The organism is Prochlorococcus marinus str. MIT 9401 (assembly GCF_000760095.1).
Classification (GTDB): domain Bacteria; phylum Cyanobacteriota; class Cyanobacteriia; order PCC-6307; family Cyanobiaceae; genus Prochlorococcus_A; species Prochlorococcus_A marinus_I.
On the sequence record NZ_JNAR01000015.1, the window covers coordinates 1 to 19,195 of the forward strand.

The 19,195-nt window shown below is 32.5% G+C and carries 26 protein-coding genes and 1 tRNA gene; 8 read left to right on the top strand and 19 right to left on the bottom strand.

The genetic code is table 11. The annotated features are described in order from the left end of the window. A partial coding sequence (locus EV01_RS0108960) for a hypothetical protein (RefSeq protein ID WP_032523296.1) occupies positions 1-298 on the top strand: 298 nt, incomplete at its 5' end. Between the two features lie 54 nt (positions 299-352). Here EV01_RS0108960 and EV01_RS03800 read toward each other — a convergent pair. Continuing rightward, a complete protein-coding gene (locus EV01_RS03800; RefSeq protein WP_032516881.1) occupies positions 353-1,567 on the bottom strand; it encodes a hypothetical protein in 1,215 nt (404 codons plus the stop codon). Between the two features lie 163 nt (positions 1,568-1,730). Continuing rightward, complete coding sequence (locus tag EV01_RS10065; RefSeq protein ID WP_342625994.1) at positions 1,731-2,381, bottom strand: hypothetical protein; 651 nt, start codon at positions 2,379-2,381, stop codon at positions 1,731-1,733. A 232-nt stretch (positions 2,382-2,613) separates the two neighbouring features. Here EV01_RS10065 and EV01_RS10070 point away from each other — a divergent pair, with 232 nt between their 5' ends. Continuing rightward, on the top strand, positions 2,614-2,754 hold the full coding sequence (locus tag EV01_RS10070; RefSeq protein WP_342625995.1) for a hypothetical protein: 141 nt from the start codon (positions 2,614-2,616) through the stop codon (positions 2,752-2,754). Positions 2,755-3,074: 320 nt separating this feature from the next. Here the strand turns inward: EV01_RS10070 and EV01_RS09765 are convergent, their stop codons facing one another. From EV01_RS09765 to EV01_RS03785, 3 genes are all read right to left on the bottom strand, one after another. Next, positions 3,075-3,248, bottom strand: coding sequence for a hypothetical protein (locus tag EV01_RS09765; RefSeq protein WP_193741466.1), 174 nt, complete (start codon positions 3,246-3,248; stop codon positions 3,075-3,077). Positions 3,249-3,616: 368 nt separating this feature from the next. Further along, positions 3,617-4,294 (bottom strand): hypothetical protein, encoded by a 678-nt coding sequence (locus EV01_RS03790; RefSeq protein ID WP_032516883.1) that lies wholly within the window; start codon positions 4,292-4,294, stop codon positions 3,617-3,619. A gap of 96 nt (positions 4,295-4,390) precedes the next feature. Further along, positions 4,391-4,903 (bottom strand): adenine phosphoribosyltransferase, encoded by a 513-nt coding sequence (locus tag EV01_RS03785; RefSeq protein ID WP_032516896.1) that lies wholly within the window; start codon positions 4,901-4,903, stop codon positions 4,391-4,393. Positions 4,904-5,895: 992 nt separating this feature from the next. Here EV01_RS03785 and EV01_RS03780 point away from each other — a divergent pair. Beyond that, positions 5,896-5,969, top strand: a tRNA-Pro gene (locus EV01_RS03780). 260 nt (positions 5,970-6,229) lie between these two features. Here the strand turns inward: EV01_RS03780 and EV01_RS03775 are convergent. From EV01_RS03775 to EV01_RS0108970, 4 genes are all read right to left on the bottom strand, one after another. Then, complete coding sequence (locus EV01_RS03775; protein WP_152556876.1) at positions 6,230-6,880, bottom strand: hypothetical protein; 651 nt, start codon at positions 6,878-6,880, stop codon at positions 6,230-6,232. Between the two features lie 7 nt (positions 6,881-6,887). Further along, a complete protein-coding gene (locus tag EV01_RS03770; protein WP_032523298.1) occupies positions 6,888-7,391 on the bottom strand; it encodes a hypothetical protein in 504 nt (167 codons plus the stop codon). A 2-nt stretch (positions 7,392-7,393) separates the two neighbouring features. Beyond that, positions 7,394-9,328 carry a trypsin-like peptidase domain-containing protein gene (locus tag EV01_RS09285; RefSeq protein WP_050496408.1) on the bottom strand — a complete coding sequence of 645 codons (1,935 nt, stop codon included), beginning with the start codon at positions 9,326-9,328 and terminating at the stop codon, positions 7,394-7,396. Between the two features lie 119 nt (positions 9,329-9,447). Next, positions 9,448-10,554 (bottom strand): DnaB-like helicase C-terminal domain-containing protein, encoded by a 1,107-nt coding sequence (locus EV01_RS0108970; RefSeq protein WP_050496409.1) that lies wholly within the window; start codon positions 10,552-10,554, stop codon positions 9,448-9,450. Positions 10,555-10,612: 58 nt separating this feature from the next. Here EV01_RS0108970 and EV01_RS09770 point away from each other — a divergent pair, with 58 nt between their 5' ends. Continuing rightward, the gene (locus EV01_RS09770) at positions 10,613-10,768 is read left to right on the top strand and encodes a hypothetical protein (protein WP_193742574.1); all 156 of its coding nucleotides are present in this window, start codon (positions 10,613-10,615) and stop codon (positions 10,766-10,768) included. Positions 10,769-11,182: 414 nt separating this feature from the next. Beyond that, a complete protein-coding gene (locus EV01_RS03765) occupies positions 11,183-11,857 on the top strand; it encodes an outer membrane protein (RefSeq protein ID WP_032516884.1) in 675 nt (224 codons plus the stop codon). A gap of 303 nt (positions 11,858-12,160) precedes the next feature. Here EV01_RS03765 and EV01_RS03760 read toward each other — a convergent pair whose 3' ends face one another. Both EV01_RS03760 and EV01_RS03755 read right to left on the bottom strand, forming a co-directional pair. Further along, positions 12,161-12,616, bottom strand: coding sequence for a hypothetical protein (locus tag EV01_RS03760; protein ID WP_032516885.1), 456 nt, complete (start codon positions 12,614-12,616; stop codon positions 12,161-12,163). 124 nt (positions 12,617-12,740) lie between these two features. Then, a complete protein-coding gene (locus EV01_RS03755) occupies positions 12,741-13,037 on the bottom strand; it encodes a superinfection immunity protein (RefSeq protein WP_032516886.1) in 297 nt (98 codons plus the stop codon). A 536-nt stretch (positions 13,038-13,573) separates the two neighbouring features. On the opposite strand from EV01_RS03755, the gene EV01_RS03750 reads away from it, so the two are divergent. Both EV01_RS03750 and EV01_RS03745 read left to right on the top strand, forming a co-directional pair. Further along, positions 13,574-14,056 (top strand): hypothetical protein, encoded by a 483-nt coding sequence (locus EV01_RS03750; protein WP_032516887.1) that lies wholly within the window; start codon positions 13,574-13,576, stop codon positions 14,054-14,056. A gap of 637 nt (positions 14,057-14,693) precedes the next feature. Next, complete coding sequence (locus tag EV01_RS03745; RefSeq protein WP_032516888.1) at positions 14,694-14,942, top strand: DUF1651 domain-containing protein; 249 nt, start codon at positions 14,694-14,696, stop codon at positions 14,940-14,942. A gap of 25 nt (positions 14,943-14,967) precedes the next feature. On the opposite strand, the gene EV01_RS03740 is transcribed toward EV01_RS03745, so the two are convergent. From EV01_RS03740 to EV01_RS03715, 8 genes are all read right to left on the bottom strand, one after another. Then, positions 14,968-15,393, bottom strand: coding sequence for a hypothetical protein (locus EV01_RS03740; protein WP_032516889.1), 426 nt, complete (start codon positions 15,391-15,393; stop codon positions 14,968-14,970). Positions 15,394-15,454: 61 nt separating this feature from the next. After that, positions 15,455-15,715 carry a hypothetical protein gene (locus tag EV01_RS03735; RefSeq protein WP_032516890.1) on the bottom strand — a complete coding sequence of 87 codons (261 nt, stop codon included), beginning with the start codon at positions 15,713-15,715 and terminating at the stop codon, positions 15,455-15,457. Next, the gene (locus EV01_RS09290; protein WP_080725746.1) at positions 15,708-16,259 is read right to left on the bottom strand and encodes an RNA polymerase sigma factor; all 552 of its coding nucleotides are present in this window, start codon (positions 16,257-16,259) and stop codon (positions 15,708-15,710) included. The genes EV01_RS03735 and EV01_RS09290 overlap by 8 nt, the downstream gene beginning before the upstream one ends. Before the next feature lie 3 nt (positions 16,260-16,262). Further along, positions 16,263-16,565, bottom strand: coding sequence for an EF-hand domain-containing protein (locus EV01_RS03730; protein ID WP_032516891.1), 303 nt, complete (start codon positions 16,563-16,565; stop codon positions 16,263-16,265). A 114-nt stretch (positions 16,566-16,679) separates the two neighbouring features. Next, a complete protein-coding gene (locus EV01_RS0108980) occupies positions 16,680-16,898 on the bottom strand; it encodes a hypothetical protein (RefSeq protein ID WP_032516892.1) in 219 nt (72 codons plus the stop codon). Between the two features lie 389 nt (positions 16,899-17,287). Next, positions 17,288-17,551: a DUF1651 domain-containing protein gene (locus tag EV01_RS03725; protein WP_032516893.1), complete on the bottom strand. Its 264-nt coding sequence runs from the start codon at positions 17,549-17,551 to the stop codon at positions 17,288-17,290. Between the two features lie 11 nt (positions 17,552-17,562). Continuing rightward, on the bottom strand, positions 17,563-17,811 hold the full coding sequence (locus EV01_RS03720) for a hypothetical protein (RefSeq protein WP_241433417.1): 249 nt from the start codon (positions 17,809-17,811) through the stop codon (positions 17,563-17,565). 294 nt (positions 17,812-18,105) lie between these two features. Further along, positions 18,106-18,318: a hypothetical protein gene (locus EV01_RS03715; RefSeq protein ID WP_032516895.1), complete on the bottom strand. Its 213-nt coding sequence runs from the start codon at positions 18,316-18,318 to the stop codon at positions 18,106-18,108. A gap of 216 nt (positions 18,319-18,534) precedes the next feature. Here EV01_RS03715 and EV01_RS09775 point away from each other — a divergent pair, with 216 nt between their 5' ends. Beyond that, positions 18,535-18,672 (top strand): hypothetical protein, encoded by a 138-nt coding sequence (locus EV01_RS09775; protein ID WP_193741440.1) that lies wholly within the window; start codon positions 18,535-18,537, stop codon positions 18,670-18,672. Positions 18,673-19,195 lie beyond the last annotated feature (523 nt).

Below are 19,195 nucleotides of genomic sequence, written 5' to 3' on the forward strand. Positions count from 1 at the left end.
TAAAGCTAAAAGGGAAGCAGATGCTAAGAGGAGAGAAGAGGCTAAAGCTAAAAGGGAAGCAGATGCTAAGAGGAGAGAAGAGGCTAAAGCTAAAAGGGAAGCAGATGCTAAAAGGAGACAAGAGGCTAAAGCTAAAAGGGAAGCAGATGCTAAGAGGAGAGAAGAGGCTAAAGCTAAAAGGGAAGCAGATGCTAAAAGGAGACAAGAGGCTATTCAACCCAGATCGACTATTGATTATAAATCCAGGTCAAGTATTGAATTTTCAGATGATAGCGATTCAAATTTAATAGATTACTAAAAAAAAAGATCTGTCGTAATGACAGATCTTAAAATTGCTTGACTTAGGCTTTTATTAGAAACTAAATGATGTCTTAACCATTACACCGGTTTCGTCTTCAGTTCCTGAAGCAAACTCCTTTGTATAAATTAATGGTGTAACTGTCATTCCATCATTAATTTCGTAGGAGTAATATGCTTCATACATCAAGAGTTCATCATCAACTGCTGTTGAGTCAAAATCAACAGTATGTTGCTTTGTACCAACTGCTATACCAGCAGAACCTGGACCAATCTCATCCCATGAAAGGCCAACAAACCAAGCTGATGAATCAATATTAGTTGTAGTACTTAATTCTGGAATATCACTATTTGCAGTTTCATAACCAGCACTTATGGATGGCAAACCTGATCCACTAGGGATGAAATAAGCATTTAATCCATAAATATCTGTGTCAGTAACTGTTTGGGTGAAGGTTGGATTCTCTTTATAAGCATAAGTTAGAGATACACCGTAGTTATCGCCAGAGTAAGTTACTTGCGTTGCGTATGCGTCATCTCCCTCTTCAGTCATCAAACCAGTCGGACTACCTGTATAACCGAAAGCAGCAGTGAATCCGTTACCAATATCATAGCTTGCACCGAAGGCTGCTCCACCACCAGCATTTATAGCCGAGTAGTTATTACCGCAATCGTCTAGTGTGTTTGATGGACCTCCGTAAACACAAGCAGTGTCAAAAAGTAAGCTTCCATCTGTATTGTCTCCAAAGAAAGCTGTAGTTTTTGTTCCAATGGGGAAAGTATAAGAAACCCCATCTACAACAAGACCATCTCCACTACCATTGCCATCAAATTCAGCAACACCAGCTGAGCCAGAGTTACCAGCATCTATTGAAATATCAAGTGAATCTTCACCAGTAAAGCTAGAGTTTAAGTCGATTTGAAAGCTGTAAGCACCCATTACTGATTGCCCACCATGGCCTGTATTGCCAGTATCAGCTGTTGCTTCGTTATCAATAGCACCTAACATGAAGTCTGTGCTGAATGAAGCAGTTGTAGTCTCTGAGAAACCTCCATCATGACTACTACTTTGATCAACTAAGCCTTCTCCACCAGCAAGAAGAGTGTTTTTCTTTGAATCCTCTTTATTAAAAGAATTAGCAAAATCTATACTCTCTACGTCAGAGTAATTTGAAATCTCATTTAAATTTACTTCAGAAGCATTTGTAGATAATGGTGCTAAAAAGCCCAAAGCTGCTGGAGCCAATAGCAAACGCTGAAAAAGTTTCATAAAAATTCCTCACACAGAAATTAAATATAAACTAGCTTAAGCCATTGAAATTTAATTTTCAACCTACTGTAGACGAAAAAAAAGTTGTCATCAAAAAAAAGGCCTGCATATATGCAGGCCTTTCGTTGTGTATAAGAGGGTTTCTAAATTATTTTTATAAAATTTAGAAGCTGAATGATGTTTTAACCATTACACCAGTTTCATCGTCAGCACCTGCTGTTGAAACTTCTTTGATGAATACTAATGGAGTAATTGTCATACCATCGTTAACAGGATATGAGTAGTATGCTTCATACATGTACTGCTCATCTGTGTCTTCAACTGTAGGTGTTTTAGTACCCATAGCAATTCCAGCAGAACCTGGTCCTACTTCATCAAAGGTTAAACCAACGAAGAAACTTTCAAGTCCGTCAGCAGAAGTAGTTACACTACCATCTTCACCAGTTTCATAACCTACGCTAATTGAAGGGAAACCTTCAGGAGTGTAATAACCGTTGATAGCAGTAAATGTATCTTCCTCAGTACCTGTTTCAAGAACACCGTAAGTAAGTGATACACCATAGTTTTCACCAGTGTAAGCAGCATTAACTCCGTATGCGTCATCTGATTCTTCAGTCAAGATTCCACCTTCAGGACCTGCATAACCTACAGCAGCTGTAAATCCGTTACCGAAGTCATAGCTAGCACCTGCCATTGCACCACCGTTAGTGATAGCAGCATTTACATTACCGCAATCATCAAGTGTGTTAGATGGTCCGCCGTAAGCACAAGCTGTTGTAAAAAGTGCACTACCGTCAGTATTGTCACCGACCATAACAGTTGCATCACCTACAGGGAAGCTGTAAGAAACACCATCAACAAGAAGGCCATCTCCACTGCCATTGCCATCAAATTCAGCAACACCAGCTGTACCAGCGTTACCAGCATCTAAAGAAATATCAAGTGAATCATCACCTGTAAAACTTGTATTAAGGTCGATTTGGAAACTGTAAGCACCCATTAAGGACTGAGAACCTTCACCGGTATTACCAGTATCTGCAGTTGGAGTGTCATCAACAGCACCTAACATAAAGTCAGCGCTAAATGAAGCAGTTGTAGTTTCTGAGAAACTACCAGCTTCCATATTGTTCAATCTTGCTTCTAATCCATCAACGCGACTGTTAGTAACAGCAAGCTCTTTTGGATAGAATTCGCTGATGTTCTGCACTTCTTCAGAAGAAGAGTAACCAGATACTTCAGCAAGGTTAAGCTCATTAGCTGATACAGACATTGGTGCTAGAAGACCAAGTGTTGCAGGAGCTACAAGCAAGCTTTTGAAAAGCTTCATAAATTTCCTCACACGAAATTTAAAGGACACTTTAAGATAGTGTATTTTTACACACAAAATCAAGTATTAACCGATACATTTTTAGAAAAATTGTGCCAGTTTTTTTATTGCTACAATACTAATAACGAAATTATTAATGAAAAATCTGTATAAATATTTATTTTTAAATAAATTTAGTATTCAAAAACTTTCAACTTTTTTAGAAATTTTGAAAGAAACTTTTTTGGTTTTGTATTTTTTAGATTTGGTGTTTCCTATTGAATCTACGTACCATCCAGAAGCTAATCTTGAATCAATTTCCTCATAACTTTCAATACGGTTCATTTTATTCAAAGATTTTTTTTTGTAATCCATATCTACCTCCAAAGGAAAAACCTTCTAAAAATATAGCATTAAAAAAAAATATTACACTAACTTCTTGAAGTAAAACTAGGGAGTAAATTATCAAGTTTGTTATTTTGCAAAATTCAAACTTTTGAATTCTTTAGAAAAACGGAAAATTTCACTTTTTAAACCTCAACAAAAAAAATTATTAGTTATATTTTTAAAAATTTCATACCTGAGGAGCACAAGGTTAAATGACTCAACTAAATTTATTTGTCAATTCACTCCCAAGAGATCTAACTGAATTTGCATTTTTCTTAGTAGTTGGTTTTACAGCAGGATCTATTGGTCTAATTTGATTTTTAAAAGTTATTCAAATTCAGTCAATATGTAGCATACTAGGGAGATTTTATTGTTTTCCTTAAATTCCCAAAACAATGTAAAAAAATCCCTGTAGATAACAAAAATTCAAAAATTTCTTGATCGTTTCTAATTTGCTCGGTAGTTGATGCCCAAGAGATATCAAAATAAAAATAAAAAAGAGCGACAAATAAAAAATATAGAGACATTTCTTTTGGAGGGAAAGCGTCAATCCTTTTAAACTTTCTCCAACCAAACCAACCAAGGAAGATACAACCTATTTCAAAAACTGGGTCTAATAAGTAATTATGAAAAAAAGGTAAATTATGAAAATTAGTTTCACCCTGAACATTCAACTCAGATATGCTAGCAATTCCTAATCCAGTTAACCTCTCTCCCCAACTTATTTCCTCCCCTGCGACTAATAATGATAATAAAGCTATTAAGAGCCAAAAAAGAGAATTTATTTCCTTTTTTTTCTTTCTCCCTAAATAAATACGAAATGCAAAAAGTGAAGCCAAGGTATATTCAAAAAACTGGAGCCATTCAAGAGGGCCATCTTCACTCCTAAGCCAGTCAAACCAACTTACTCCTATCAAATTTTTTCCATACGGAATTATATATACAAAACCATATATAAACATTAAATAATAGATGGGGAATAGACTCACCTTTGGAGAAATTCTTCCGAAAGGTGTATTTATATCTTGATTCATTTGTTACTAAATAAAGTTAGAAAGTATTTGATTTCTAATTTTAGATTAAGCATATGATCTAGCCAAGTTTATATAAATATTAAAATTTATTTTAAATCAAATAGATATAGATGACTCAACTGGAAAATTAAATTTACCTCTTCCCTTCAATGAGGCTAATTCAACAACAGTTATTAACCCCAAAATTTTCTTGCTATTTCTTTCAAGTATATTTGCTACACAATCAACTGTTCCTCCAGTAGCTAGTAAATCATCCACAATGGCATAAGAATTATATTTTTTTAGAGATTTTTTTTGAATTGAGAGAGAATTTTTACCATACTCTAGATTATATTCTTCTGCCACTAACGCACCCGGTAGCTTACCTGGCTTTCTAGCTACAATCATTGGTTTGAAAGATTGGAGGGCAATTGCAGCGCCAAAAATAAATCCCCTTGCATCTATTGCAATTATTGCCTCAGATTGTTTTATGATTTTGCTGGACGACATTTTAGTAATCAATTTATTAAAAACTTCAGGCTCCTGAATTATTTCGAGTACATCTTTAAAATTAATACCTTTTCTAGGAAAATCTTTATAGGTCGATATAAGTTCTTCTAACTTTTTCATAGGCCTCATTTATGTTTTAAGGATAATCATCTAAAACAAATGTAATATCAAAAGTAGGAAAATAAAATAATTTATATTGTTAAAGTATTTTTAAAGGATTTATTTAAACGTTTTTGTATAAATTAATATATTAGATTAAAATTCTTACCGAGGCGTTTAGCAGCTTAGAAGTACAGGTGGTTTGGGAGTAACCGAATATCCAAGCCAAAAGAATTGCAAAGACTAGGAAGTATATAGTTTATTACAATCTGTTTAGCGAGCATTAGCGAGATTTTTTAAATATGTAGGGTGATTTCATATAAGCCGAACTTTTATTTACCAGTCAAACACTCATAACCACTATATTTTTCTCATGTTTAATGTTATTGCTATTCAGCCATGTACTTGCTTGCTCATTACTATACTTGCTTGCTCATTACATTGAGCCATACTTTCCATTTCAATCTTTTCAATCTCTACTCCTCCACTAATGTCAATTTCGACTAATAACCAATAACTTTAAGCATTAACAGCATTATGTAAAGCATGGGAAAGAAACTATTAGTGCAATTAGTAAGCATTTCATTTTCTTGTTCAGTCTTCATAATCCTGACAAAAACCGCCTGGGCTTTGGACATCTAGTTTTTCCTGAGCCTCTCGATAGCTAATTAGACCCCTGCCCATGAAGCACAGATATCTTTTTTAGTTTGACAACTATTCAAAAGTAATAAAATTAAAGGTGCAAGCAGTAATCTTTTCATTAAAAAAGAAGGTTTTTCCCTCTATGTTAGATCGACTGTCAATCAATATAAGTATTGGGTCGAGGTCTATTTTCTTCAATTAATAAATTCATCTAGTAAAGAGGGAGTAAAAGAGATTCCTTATTTATTCAAAAATCATTTAGCGACTGTTTAGCGAGGAATTAGAAAATTTTTCTTAAAAAATAGTTTTTTATCAATATTTTTAAAATTTGCTCTTTAACAGATGCATGTTATGAACTAAGATCTTATGAGCGGGGCGTGGCGCAGCTTGGTAGCGCGGGTGCTTTGGGAGCACTAGGTCGCAGGTTCGAATCCTGTCGCCCCGACTCTCTAAAACCAAGTCATAGACAGCATTCCCAAGCTGTCTTTTTTATTTTGTAAGTAGTCTCATATTTAGATTTGCCCCTCCAGTAGCCCCTCCTGAGCTATAGCTTGCTATTACTTGCACCTATTGGTGCTCCTTTTGCCCCTCTAGTCGTAAACTTTCTCCTGGTCTAATATCTCCCTCTTATATCCTTCCGATAGTTCATCATCATATCTACATTGCTCAATTATCTGGACTATCTCGGAGATAGCTAAATAAATTTTATTTAAAGTATCTACATGCACCTTCAAGCATTGCTTCACCATTTGAATTACGGACAACTGGAATCATTTCAACTTTATGTTCTGTCCCAGGATAATACTTGTACCACATTGGATGGTCTTCATTATCTAACTTTATATATTTTCTATCTGGCTTATTTTCCCCTACTGAACTATCTAATTTATCGTCATAATTATATTTTTCGGGATATCCATCAATTATCCTCTCAGGTGGATAGTATGAGCCGCTACCTCCCGTATATGCAGTAGCGCTAGTTCTATTCCTGCAATCATAGTATTGATCAAGGAAACTATAACCATAAATCCTCATTTGCGAGGGGTCTTTTTTTAATTGATATGAATTTCTTAGAGATCTCTCAATAACAACTACTTTAATAAGATTAGAACTTATTCTTCCTGACTTAGTTTCATTATAAAAAAAAGATCTATCATACTCTAAAAAATTAAACCATAAGTTATTTTTCCTTAATGCCCCTTCATACCAAAAAGCTCTTTTATATATCCCGCTATGTTTTGGAATCGCTCTTTCAGGAATTATTAATTTTTTTGGAGCAGAAAAAACTTCGTTACTATAAAATAATGTACTTAGTAGTATAAAAATAAATATATTTTTACTTGGTTTAAGTTTCATAAATATATTATTTTTGACAGATAAATTTAACAATTTTTTTGGAGCTGTACTTTATTTGATCTTTACCTTGTGTAATTGTGTTGTGAGAGAAACTTGCGTACAGTTCATCTCTATTGTCTAGGCTCTCTAATTTTTGAAAGCTTATCCATTTAGGTTTTGAACTTATTTGCCTTTTGGTATTTATATTATCTAAAAATAATTTTTTATTTTCGCAATCTAAAATGATAAATCTTTTACCATTTGAGAAATAATTTTTTCTTTTAATGAATTTATATGGTTTAAAGGTTGCTTGATTTTCTTCAAGAGGGAGAACTCTATAAATTCCAAATTTATACTTTCCAAAAGTAGTTAATGAAGCTTTATCAACTTGTGTAATAACTTTTTCATCATTATTTTTAAAACTTGAAATACTCTCCCATAATTCTGCTTGTGTGGGTAAATTACCTAACAGAAAAAAAATAGTAGAAGTATAAAAAAAAATTACTTTGCTTAACTTTCTTTTTAAAGACATAATTAATTAAAAAGATTTCCTGAATGATCTTCGCACATATAATTAAACCAATTTTCAATATGTTCGCTTACTTCTATTTCTATATCTTTTGATAATTTTTTACTTTTCAATAAATCATTGCAAGCCTGATTTCCGTCTCCCATTGTGTACCAACTATTAGCTCTGATTTCATAAAAACTAATCAATTTTTCAAAATCTTTTCTATGTTGAGGGTTTTGGATCGATTCAATTGCGGCGGTATAGTCAATAATACTTTTACCATCATTTTTGCTGGCTCTGTTTATACCTCCCCTAAAAGCATATAAGTCATAAATTTTTGGGGTTTCTAAAACAATTTCTCTTACTGCTCTATGGAGCATATCATTTGGATATGGAGAATGATTATTTTTTAAATTTAAGATTGCTTGGTCTAAATATTCTAAAGCAAGTTTATAATTTTTATCCCCATACTCTAAAGTTGCTAATTTATATGGAGCTATAACACTATTTGGTACAAGCTCTTTAAATTTCAAGACATCCAATTTAGATCCAAATACATCTCTGCTATATTCCTTTGCTCTAGACCTTCTTAAATAAGCTAACGAATATGAAGGATCAACTTTGATCGCTTTATCATAAAAGCCTATAGATTTTGCAGGATTAACTAAACTATAGTTTGCAACCCCAAGTAAGAGATAATTTTTCGGATTATAAGGATCTAGTTCTATAGCTTTTTTAAAATCAGATATAGCGGGTTCCCTAGTTATCCCATATTTTTTACCCTCTTTAAACCACAAGAAATAATTAGCAATGCCTCTATATGAAAAGTAATTCGCTTCTTTAGGATCGAGTTCTATTAAATAATCAAAGACTTCTTTTGCTTTTATTTGCTGATCTAAAAGTGAAAATATTTCCCCTTTTGTTTGAAGGTATTTTGTATTCTTAGGACTCATCTCAAGAGCTTTATTGAGGTCATTTAGAGCAGAATTATTTTCTCCAATATTGGATTTAGCGAGAGCCCTTACATAGTAAGCTTCATGATCTTCTTTTTTCAGAAGTGCAAGTGTTGATAATAAAATTACCTTTTGATCATCACCACCAAATTCAACAAAATTTTTGGCTCGTTGCAAATCCGAAATATTTTTTACATCTCTCTGTTTATTAGTATTTAAGTTTTTAACTGGAATATACTTACTCAAAAATCTAGAAGTAACCTTGCTAGAAATCGCAAAATTTAATCCTACGGAATCCTCTAGCTTAAAAGTATTTACTCCTACTACACAACCAAATTGATCAATCAAAGGTCCACCAGAGTTACCAGGATTAAGAGCTGTATCAGTTTGAATAATATTAGCGCTATCTCTCATACTGCTAATTACACCTTTCGTTAAGGAGAAATCAAACCCTTCAGGGGATCCTAAAGCAATAACATCTTCGCCAATTTCTGGTGCTGTTTCTTTTAATGGGAGCACTGTACCTAAAATACCTTCTACTTCAAGCAATGCTAAATCAGTTTTTTCAGTTCTTCCGCCTGCATTTAGAATAACTCTTGCAATGTCTTCATTACCATCTTCCCAAGATATAAGAACTTTTTTTTGAACCCCAATTACATGACTATTTGTGATAATTTGCGTTTTACCATCAAAATGACCAACAACAAAACCACTTCCACTAGAGTCTTTAGTTTTAATTACAACCACTCCAGGGAAAATTGATTTACTAATATTTTTTATTAATTTACCCGTACAAATTTTATTTTTGAAACTTGAATTTTGATTACTTTTTTTTCTTAAAAATAAATTTGGAAAACTAAACCCTTTGTTCTTTGAGTTGAATTTTATACATCCTGAATAATCGGCAGCTTTTAAACATTTCTGATGTAAATCATCTTCAATAGTGGCAAGTATGGGCAAGCTGTTAAATAAAATTATTGGAATTATTAATAACTTAGATTTCATTTTCTGCTGGTCTCAGAAACATCTTAATTGAATATTAATCAAATGTTTTATTATTCATAATTAAAAAAACAAGTAATCTTTTATCAAATCTTCTCAACTTTTATTTTAAGTAAAAAGATTTAAGCAGCTAAATTTCTATAACGTCCGAATTGTGGTTCAAACAACATTTTTACAGTCCCAACTGGGCCATTTCTATGTGTGGTGACAATCAACTCGGCGATACCCCTATCCTCTGTATCTGGATCATAATATTCATCTCTATAAAGCATTACGATGATATCTCCATAATCTTCAAGCACTTCAGAATCTCTAAGGTCAGATAACATTGGTCTGCAATTGTCTCTTTCTTCAACTCCTCGCGATATAGGAGCAGTAATTAAAACAGGTACATTAAGCTCTTTTGCTAAACTTTTAAGCTCCCTAGTATATGTATTTAATTGAGCTTGATAATTATCTAAGTTTAAACACTCCATCATGTGATAAGAATCAATTACTATTAGCCCTAAATTTTTCTCATCATTGGTCAAAGATATATTCCTACATCTATTTTTTATTTCATCAATTGAGATGGCTTTTTTATCCTCTAAAAATATTGGAAGAGCTTCAAGTTTTTTATTCTTTTTATGAACTAGTTCCCACTCCTCAGAAGTAAATCTTCCTGTTCTTATTCGACCAATTTCTATACCAACCTCCATGCCTAATAACCTGTATGCCAATTCTTCTTTACTTAAATCAAACCCGAAGAAACAAACTGGAAGATTTTGACCTGAAATATTTCTAGCTAATTGCAAAGCTAATGAGGTTTTCCCCATAGATGGGCGTCCCGCAAAAGCGATCAAATCTCCTCTTCTTAATCCTTGAGTCATCGCATCAAAATCTAAGAATGAGGTAGGTATACCAGCCGAAGCATTTCCTAATGAAATATTCTCAATTTCAGTAAAGTTTTTTTTAAGAAGATATTTTAAACTAGTTGTATCGCTAATTTCCTCTGAGTTTTCACTAGATTCTTCAGCATGCTTAGATTTGGATTTATCAGTTAAGTCTCTTAGTTTTTGTATATATTTAATTTCAATTAATTTCGCCTTACTAATTTCAATTCCTAGTTTTAATGCTATCTCCTTAAGAGTGAGAGGCTCTTCGCCATCAATTCCAAACCTCAATTTCACTACTTCTCTTTCTTCTTTAGACAAACTATCAAGCCAGGTAGTCAAATCTTTTTTATCCATTATTATTAAAATCTGTTTTACTTTTATAATTGACTTCTAGAAAAAAACAATAGCAATTATGAAAAATTATATTATTTCGGGCCAAGTCGATACCTACAGAGTAAAAGTAAATCTATTTGCTGGATCTCCAAATTCTGCCATAAATATTTTTAAGCAAAAATACCCCAAAGCAGAAGATATTTTCGTTATCCAAAATCTCTTTAAAAAAGGATAATTTAAATCCTAATTTCAAAGTGGCACTAGGTCGTTAAAGAGCCCCTCCGAGAGCCCCTCCCGACTAATATCATGCTATTTCAAGCAATATCAAGCCCCTTTTTCTGTCTCAAAAAAGATCAAACAACAAATAATTTTCTAGTGATACCAATGTTTCTTATCAATCTCTAAAAAAAATCTCTTGTGCTTTGGGAGCACTAGGTCGCAGGTTCGAATCCTGTCGCCCCGATCAGTTATAGCAGTAAGTCTCAGCTAATAATAAATTACACCAAAAAAGTCTGCACCCAAAATGCACCCAAAAGAATAAATTTTTTTAAAAAATAATGCGTTTTTACAATATAAATCTGTTTGAATAAGCTCATTTACAAAGTCTCACTTTAAAAAGTAGTGATAATATTATCAAAAATATTTTTTAATGAAAAAGCTTTTACTTACAACTTCTTTCTTATTAACTTCTTTAGCAGCCCCATTACTAGCTGAAGAATCAAAAAGTATATATTTATCTATTGGAGGAGGTATAGCTTCCCCAAGCGATGTAGAAGGTGATACTACTCTTGGTGGAACAAAATATGATGCAACCTTTCCTACCGATAATACTGGTTTCTATTCAGCCGCAATAGGAAAAAAATTCAATGATTTCAGAATTGAGTTTAACTATGCTCAAGCAGATGTAGATACAGATTCAATAACACTAACTACTGGAGGAAATGGAGTAACTGCTTCCATCTCACCAAACCTAGAAGTAGAAGTAAAAAGTTATATGTTTTATGGGTATAAAGATTTCCCAAATGAATCAAAATTCACTCCATATATCGGATTAGGCTTAGGTTCTTCAACTTTTTCTGCTAAAGATCAAACAGCAACAGTTTCTGGAACAAGATACAGTTTAAAAGGTACTGAAGAGTCTGTATTCTCATATGCAGCAAAAGGAGGTGCTGACTATGAAATATCAGATAACACTTCATTATATTCCGAAGTTACATATCAAAAATTTGCCTCATACGACGTTACAGAGCCTGGTTACGAAACAGTCAATTATGACTCACATGACTTGTTTGCTGTTTCTATAGGTTTAAAATTTAATTTCTAAATTTTTGCACCCAAAATACACCCAAAAAGAATAATTTTATTCTGATTTAGTCGATACTCTAATCGCCAAAACCCCTTCTTATAAATATAAGTCTCAGTCATAGCCATATTTTAGCGGGTTCTTTGGGAGCACTAGGTCGCAGGTTCGAATCCTGTCGCCCCGATCAGTTATAGCAGTAAGTCTCAGCTAATAATATATTTCCCTCAAAAATACTTTCCCTCAAAATTCCCTCAAATGACTTTTTAAATTCACCAACAAACTTATTTAATCTAAATTCCAGTTGATAATATTTTGATAATTTCTTTATTGTGAATATAAACCGTAAAGAATCATTGAAGGAATCGCAGCAACAATCGTAAGTAAAAGACCAATAATAATCGATTTAAATACTCCTATTTCTTTTTTATTACTTTTAAGAAAAAGCCATCTTTGATAAGGGAATGTATATCCATAAAACATACCAATTCCAATTCCTAAACCAGTATTTACATCAATATTAAAGGGTATAGCTACAAAAATATCTAAAAGAAAAGCAATTATTCCAACGAACCAAAAATAGCTCCAATGCCTAATTTGAGTGGCTAATGCAAATGGAAAGAAAAAAGCAATCCAAGAGAAACCTACAAGTGGATCATCGCCATATCTCCTACTAAAAGTATTTATCGATTTGCCTTGAGGTGAAATTAAATTGGGTATTAAAGTTCCTAATTGAGTTTTTAAACCATATCCTTTATCGATTAAAGAATCTATCTTCTCCATCTTCAATTTCATTTGAGGAGACAACGTCATATATAAAAAACAATTGAACTAACTCTACTATTTGATGTGGCTGGTTAGTTATTAGATAACTCTTGAAATAAAAGAACTAGAGTCCTGAATAATTTTATTTATCTTTTTCTTCAGAGTATCCTCTTTCTCTACCGTACTCTAATGATCCTATTGTATCTCCAGAATTTCTATAACCTTTACCTGTTACGTTACCAGCTATCGGATCAATAAGTGACTTGTTAGTGGGCCATACCGCCCATATAAAAGCTGCAAGCCAAGGTACTCCCGCTGCTATTGCAAAAGTATTTATTCCCAATATTACCCATTTGTAGGTATGCCTTCTCTGGAAAGCAATAAAAGTTGGGATAAAATAGATAGCTAATAATATTAAACCTACTATTAAAAATTCCATATACTTAAGCGTTTTATTGATTTTACAAAATTGTTTAAATATAGATGAAATTTGTTTAATTCCAAAACTTTAATTCCCTCAAATTTCCCTCAAATGAATCTCAATTAGACCGAATTAGTCCATACTTTATTCCTTAAAAGTCTTGATATAGCTATAAGTCTCAGTTATAGCCTTGTTGATGCGAGTGCTTTGGGAGCACTAGGTCGCAGGTTCGAATCCTGTCGCCCCGACTCTTAAAAACCAAGTCATACTAGCGAGTTACCCAGACTCGCTTTTTTAATGGGAAAATTGACATCACTCTCTTGATGTCAGTTTGATGTCAAAATTCCGCCAAAATATATATAAAAAGTTCTTTTTACTAGCTCCATTCAAAATAATTGTTATTACTTTAAACTGGGGGTCCCTTATATTTTCAAAATTTTGATAAGGATAAGTCCTAAAAAGAAAGTTTATGGAATAATTGAAGTTTAACTTTGCATTAAATTCGTCTTAGTAACTCACTGTGTGTTAGTTTAAGATCTGTTTTTTTTAATAAATTGTCTGATACCACAGAAAAAATTCTAAACTTTTCCAAAAAATGTCTTAAGGAAAGCCTTGTTTTTTATAAAGAAAAATCTATCTCTTTTTCAAAAAAATTTAATAAGTTAACTCCACCTAAACAACTAACCTTTTTCATTGGAGTTATTCTAATCTCCTCATTTTCGGGTTACTATTTAGGACAAAAAAATAGCACTGCTTATAGGAGAGTAATTCCAAATTCAGAGATAAATAAAAATTCATCTGTATCTTCATCTACCTCTAGAAATTCTTCAAAATGTGATAGTGAACTATGGGCACAAGCGGGTTATCGATGCAAGGGAGATAGAGACTGTCAAGGTAGAGTCTATGCCTCAATGGGTGGTTCTCTTAAGGGAATGACTGATTGCAATTTGAAAGTCTATAAAAGAAACATGGACGCTATTGATAATCTATCAATAGAAGATTTCACAGGTGGTATTAAAATTGATCCGAATTGGTAACTTCCAAATCAAATAAATGATTATGTAACTTTGAGTATTATTGAGGATTTTTAAATAAAAACATAGTTTAGGCTGAGAAATTTAACTTCTCAATATTAAAGATTTAAGATGTCATTCTGATGTCAATTCTTCTCATTTTTGATATAAGCAATAACGCAATACTATTCAAGATATGATTTATAGCTCGAAACCGTAGTGCTCGCTTTAGTATGTCGAGTGCTTTGGGAGCACTAGGTCGCAGGTTCGAATCCTGTCGCCCCGACTCTAATAATCCAAGTCATAGACAGGTTTCCCAGCCTGTCTTTTTTATTGATTGAAATATGACATATTCGTATTTATGTCATATTTATGTCATATTTATGTCATATGCGCGTATTTGCAAAGATATTCGTGGATATTCTTAGTTCTTCGATACGTTTTTCAAAGATAAATATTTTAAACGTGAGCTAACAGGATTCAAAGTGAGTTCTTCAAGTGGTTTAGGTGCAGCTTTACCCATCTTTTTTTTGAATATAATTATTTTATGGAATTTTTAACTAATCTCTGGAATAGCCAACCAACTACAGTTATGGGTGTTGGTGCAGCAATAGTTGCATTAATAGGAATTTATATATCTTTACTCCAAAAATATCAGTAAGTGGAAAAATTTACTCTAATAAATAAGGATAGATCAAGAATTAAGGTCTTTGAAACATTTGAAGATGTTTCCAAGCCTTCGCCAAGCATTGACGCAATGATGATTAGTTACGGCTGCATTTATAAAAGAAGTAGTAAACCAGTTATGAAAGGTAGTAGGGTAGAAACTATTGAAGCTGCAAGAAAAGAATATGCGGAGTTATTAAAAGAAGGTTGGAAGAAAACCAGTATTTTTAGAAGTTATTTTTAAGCGGTGCAATTAATAAGCGTTTCATTTAAGGATTAAAGTCTCTACATTTTGATCTTTCGCTTTCATAATCTTTTATCGCAGTATCCAATTCTGATAAATCTGCTTCTTTTCCAGAAATATATAATTCCATTTGTTTCGCATAGTTTGCTGATTCAATCCGACTATTGAATGAAGTACGACAAAAAATTATACTTCCAAATTTCTCATAGTCCGTATAATCCCTATTCGCGGCAAATTCTGCATTCGCCCTTTTCTTATCTAATGCTTTATATTCCAAATCCTCAATACTAGGTTTTGGACGGAGTAAGAATGCTTTATATTCCAAATTTTCAATACTAGGTTTTGGACGGAGTAAGGATGATTTATTTTGTGAATTTAGATATGCAATAAGGAAAAAACAAATAAGAACAACAGAAAATGCTCTAATTAACCAAGTGTTAATTTTATCCATTAATACTTAATAGCCATATGCCAATAAGAGAGCGGTGCAAGTAGTAAGCGTCTCATTTTATTTAAAAATCATCAATAATACTTAAAGTTAGATAATCATTTAATTGATCTACATTAACTAAATTTCTTGATGTAAAAATTTGAGGAATAAAGACGCAAGTTATGATTAATGAAGCAAAAGTTAGTCCATATACTTTCGGTTTTAAACAAAAACCTTTTAGCCTTTTTTGTAAAAAATCTAAGTTAAAATTTTTTGATTCTTGCTTATAAGAAAGTGCATTCTCAATCATTTGATTAAGACGTTCCTTTTTTAATTTAGACATACAGTAATTCCTCCAATAAATCCTTTGGCAAAATAATTTTTAATTTTTTGCGAGCCCGTATAATTAGGCTTTCAGTAGCTTTTTCGGTTTTTTTTAAAATATTAGACACTTCATTCTGTTTATAACCACAAAAATAATGTAGCAGGATAGCTTCTTTTTGATGTGTAGGAAGTTTTTGAATATTATTCAATAGTATTTTTCTTAATTCATAATTACTGTTGTTATTTGTAATTTCTAGATTGGAATAATTAACTTTAAATTCATTGGAGCTTTTATGTCTTCTAAGGAAATCCATACAAGTTGAAAAAACTATCTTATATACATATCCTTCAACACTTCCTTTATTTACCCAACGAGGAGCTGATTGCCAAATTTTAATTAAAGAAATTTGTACTACATCATCTGCATCGTCAAAATGCGATGAACCCAAAATTTTAATTGCTGTTGCATGCATTTTGTATCCCAAAGCATTTGCTATGAAACGGAAGGATTCCTTATCACCCTTAGCCGTTTTAACCATGTAAGAATTTAATTCCTCGGACATTCTTTACTTCTCTTCATTCCTAAATTTATTTATCCTTTTTCTTAATTCATACTTAAGTGCACGTAATTCTTTTTTTGATAATTTACTATCACCATTCTTATCAAATTTCATAAATATTTTATCTATTCGATCACTTTGAGCTGACATCATTTCGTCTTTTGAGAGAAGTCCATCACCATTAGTATCTATCTTTTGAAAACGCTCTCGCATCTTCATAAAATTATTCTTCTCATAAATTGGATTGGCATAAGAGGGCAGAGCAATAAAAAAGCTTAATGCCAAAATTAAAATTGAAGAGTTTTTCATAAAGGTAATTAATATCTATAAATCATTAACGCAGAAATTGATAAAATCCTTCGCGAAATCAATTAAGGCGCTAAATGCCCCTTATTTTAGATCGACTGTCAATTTTTAAAACTATCAACTTTCCGTTGCCATATCAATAACACCTATTTTCGCACAATAATTTAAAACAGCTGTACCTTCTAAACCAGAATATTCTTCTAATTTTTTTACCTTTTCTAAATTTAATTGGTCATTTTTAAGAGCAAGACAAAGCTGTTTCCCTTTAAAATTTTTATAAACAGGTGTCAAACCAATTAAGACAACTAAGCATAACGAAGCAAATAAGCGTTTCATTTACCCAATCAAAGAAATAATTAAAGTCATTATCTTTTCAGCAATAAATCTTTTATCCATTAAAAAAAAGAGGGTTCTATCCCTCTATGTTAGATCGACTGTCAATCAAAAAAATTATGTCATATTTATGTCATATGAGGGTATATTTGTCAGGATAAACTACGCAAGAGTACGCAAGAAAATAGATATAGCTTGAAAACGTAGTGCTCGCTTTGGGGTGTCGAGTGCTTTGGGAGCACTAGGTCGCAGGTTCGAATCCTGTCGCCCCGACTCTTAAAAACCAAGTTGTACTAGAGAGTTTCCCAGACTCTCTTTTTTTTGTTTACATTCTCACATGAGAAAGGGGCTCTAGGGGAGGCTCTAGGATCTTCGAAGATCTAAAAAAAGGCTTACCATTTAGGTTCAGTTACTTGCCATCCTGCTGTGATTAATTGTTGATATTCTTTCCTGGCTTCTTCTATTTTTATCTCTTTTCTTGTTTTCATAAGTGGTGGAGATTCGCCATTAGAACCAACAACAATTCCAGAATCTACAAACATATACTCAAAAAACTTATCTTTATTATTTTTATTCTTGATAAATCTTCTTACCTCAGTCCAGTTAGGACATATTAACCATGCTTCCTCAGTTACTTGCTTAGAATATTTATCCATACAGTTTTCATTTACTTAGTAAGGATTTGGTCAAAATATTTTGCATATAAAACATTATTCATTTGTTGGCTCATAGGAAGATAGGTCAAATACATTAGGATTTCCTTCTCATCGTTTTTTGTGATTATATATTGAGAATTTTGTTTCCTAATCCATAATTTACATTCAGCAAATGAGGGATAATTTGGTTCTTTATCAATAATCCAATCCGCTAGACCGTTAAATAATTTTTCTTTAACTTCCTTGTTCAAATCAAACACAAAATCAATACAGTTCCAATACTAAAATTTATGTCCCAAACCTGTGAGTTAATCTCCAACTAAAAAGTTTTATGCTCCTTTTATAACTACGTGCGAGGAAATAAAAGAAGCAATCTAAATCTACATTCTTTTTTGAGAAGTATTTATCACTTTTTTTACTTAAAACTATATCAAAAAGTTCAATATGAACATTTTGAGATGAATAAATTATATTTACCAACCCTATTAATCTTTATAACTTCATAGAAAAAATTTTAGTAAGGAAATTTGTATAAAGCACCTTAGGTTGTTTTATCAACAGCAAGAACAATCACCTTCTGATTGTGGGTGCACTGAAGTTAAAGCATCTGCGATATCTCTCAACATATCAGCGACATATTCTGGAGGGCATCCAAATTTATTTACATAAGCAACGCTTTGTTTTGCCATCTCCGTATATGCTGGCAAGATCATGCTATCAAGCTGTTCCTTTGTGGGTTGCCACTTTAATTCACAATTATCTGACATTATTTTTGGATATAATTACTTTCAATTTAATGGTTGATAGGATTAATAACAATGAAACTATTTACTTTTAAATGTATAAATTAGTAATTAAATATAAAGCTCATTTAAAAATGATTTTCATTTTCAAATATAGTTTTAGTATTTGCTAGAATATATTGAAGCAATTGACTTTCAGCAAAAAAATCTTTATATTTATAGAAGCTAATTTATCTTGTCATGTTTACTTCTTTTTTTAAAAATATTTATCTAAATAATTTATCTATTTCTGACAATAAAGTATGTAGTGGGTGTGGCTGCGCCTGTCCTTGCGAATGTAAAGATTGCGAAGAATGCTCAACTTGTGGCGGTGATTAAATATATTAACTTTGAAATGGAGGGGGCTCTAGAGGGGGCTCTAAGTTCTATAAACATCTTGTAGAATCTTCGAAGATTTAGCAATAAGCTGTCTCAAACTCGTTCCACCATCTATAATTAGTCTAGGCTATAACTAAAGACTCAAGGTTTTCTTAAAAATAACGCCCAGTGCTTTGGGAGCACTAGGTCGCAGGTTCGAATCCTGTCGCCCCGATCAGTTATAGCAGTAAGTCTTAGCTAATAATAATTTTCCCTCAAAAATTCTTTCCCTCAAAATTCCCTCAAAAGGGTTATTTACTGGTCTGGAATTAATTTTCAACTTTACATAAATATTGCAGACACCGCCCGACTTATTAGTATTAATACAGTTAAGTCTGATATGGACTTGGCTTCCCTCTAGTTGATGGAGTCTTAGCGGGGCAACTCATAAAAACTGGAAGAGAAGGCGGTAGAGCCATTATCGGAAAGGAGCTAGGAGACCGACCTATTGAGTCTGAATTTCAGACAATAAGTTGTAAGCATT

Bases quoted from the DNA above. Each gene is read 5' to 3' on its own strand.
- EV01_RS03800 (WP_032516881.1), bottom strand. From the start codon at position 1,567: ATGAAACTTTTTCAGCGTTTGCTATTGGCTCCAGCAGCTTTGGGCTTT.
- EV01_RS10065 (WP_342625994.1), bottom strand. From the start codon at position 2,381: ATGGTCGGTGACAATACTGACGGTAGTGCACTTTTTACAACAGCTTGT.
- EV01_RS09765 (WP_193741466.1), bottom strand. From the start codon at position 3,248: ATGGATTACAAAAAAAAATCTTTGAATAAAATGAACCGTATTGAAAGT.
- EV01_RS03790 (WP_032516883.1), bottom strand. From the start codon at position 4,294: ATGAATCAAGATATAAATACACCTTTCGGAAGAATTTCTCCAAAGGTG.
- EV01_RS03785 (WP_032516896.1), bottom strand. From the start codon at position 4,903: ATGAAAAAGTTAGAAGAACTTATATCGACCTATAAAGATTTTCCTAGA.
- EV01_RS03775 (WP_152556876.1), bottom strand. From the start codon at position 6,880: ATGAAACTTAAACCAAGTAAAAATATATTTATTTTTATACTACTAAGT.
- EV01_RS03770 (WP_032523298.1), bottom strand. From the start codon at position 7,391: ATGTCTTTAAAAAGAAAGTTAAGCAAAGTAATTTTTTTTTATACTTCT.
- EV01_RS09285 (WP_050496408.1), bottom strand. From the start codon at position 9,328: ATGAAATCTAAGTTATTAATAATTCCAATAATTTTATTTAACAGCTTG.
- EV01_RS0108970 (WP_050496409.1), bottom strand. From the start codon at position 10,554: ATGGATAAAAAAGATTTGACTACCTGGCTTGATAGTTTGTCTAAAGAA.
- EV01_RS09770 (WP_193742574.1), top strand. From the start codon at position 10,613: ATGAAAAATTATATTATTTCGGGCCAAGTCGATACCTACAGAGTAAAA.
- EV01_RS03765 (WP_032516884.1), top strand. From the start codon at position 11,183: ATGAAAAAGCTTTTACTTACAACTTCTTTCTTATTAACTTCTTTAGCA.
- EV01_RS03760 (WP_032516885.1), bottom strand. From the start codon at position 12,616: ATGGAGAAGATAGATTCTTTAATCGATAAAGGATATGGTTTAAAAACT.
- EV01_RS03755 (WP_032516886.1), bottom strand. From the start codon at position 13,037: ATGGAATTTTTAATAGTAGGTTTAATATTATTAGCTATCTATTTTATC.
- EV01_RS03740 (WP_032516889.1), bottom strand. From the start codon at position 15,393: ATGGATAAAATTAACACTTGGTTAATTAGAGCATTTTCTGTTGTTCTT.
- EV01_RS03735 (WP_032516890.1), bottom strand. From the start codon at position 15,715: ATGTCTAAATTAAAAAAGGAACGTCTTAATCAAATGATTGAGAATGCA.
- EV01_RS09290 (WP_080725746.1), bottom strand. From the start codon at position 16,259: ATGTCCGAGGAATTAAATTCTTACATGGTTAAAACGGCTAAGGGTGAT.
- EV01_RS03730 (WP_032516891.1), bottom strand. From the start codon at position 16,565: ATGAAAAACTCTTCAATTTTAATTTTGGCATTAAGCTTTTTTATTGCT.
- EV01_RS0108980 (WP_032516892.1), bottom strand. From the start codon at position 16,898: ATGAAACGCTTATTTGCTTCGTTATGCTTAGTTGTCTTAATTGGTTTG.
- EV01_RS03725 (WP_032516893.1), bottom strand. From the start codon at position 17,551: ATGGATAAATATTCTAAGCAAGTAACTGAGGAAGCATGGTTAATATGT.
- EV01_RS03715 (WP_032516895.1), bottom strand. From the start codon at position 18,318: ATGTCAGATAATTGTGAATTAAAGTGGCAACCCACAAAGGAACAGCTT.
- EV01_RS09775 (WP_193741440.1), top strand. From the start codon at position 18,535: ATGTTTACTTCTTTTTTTAAAAATATTTATCTAAATAATTTATCTATT.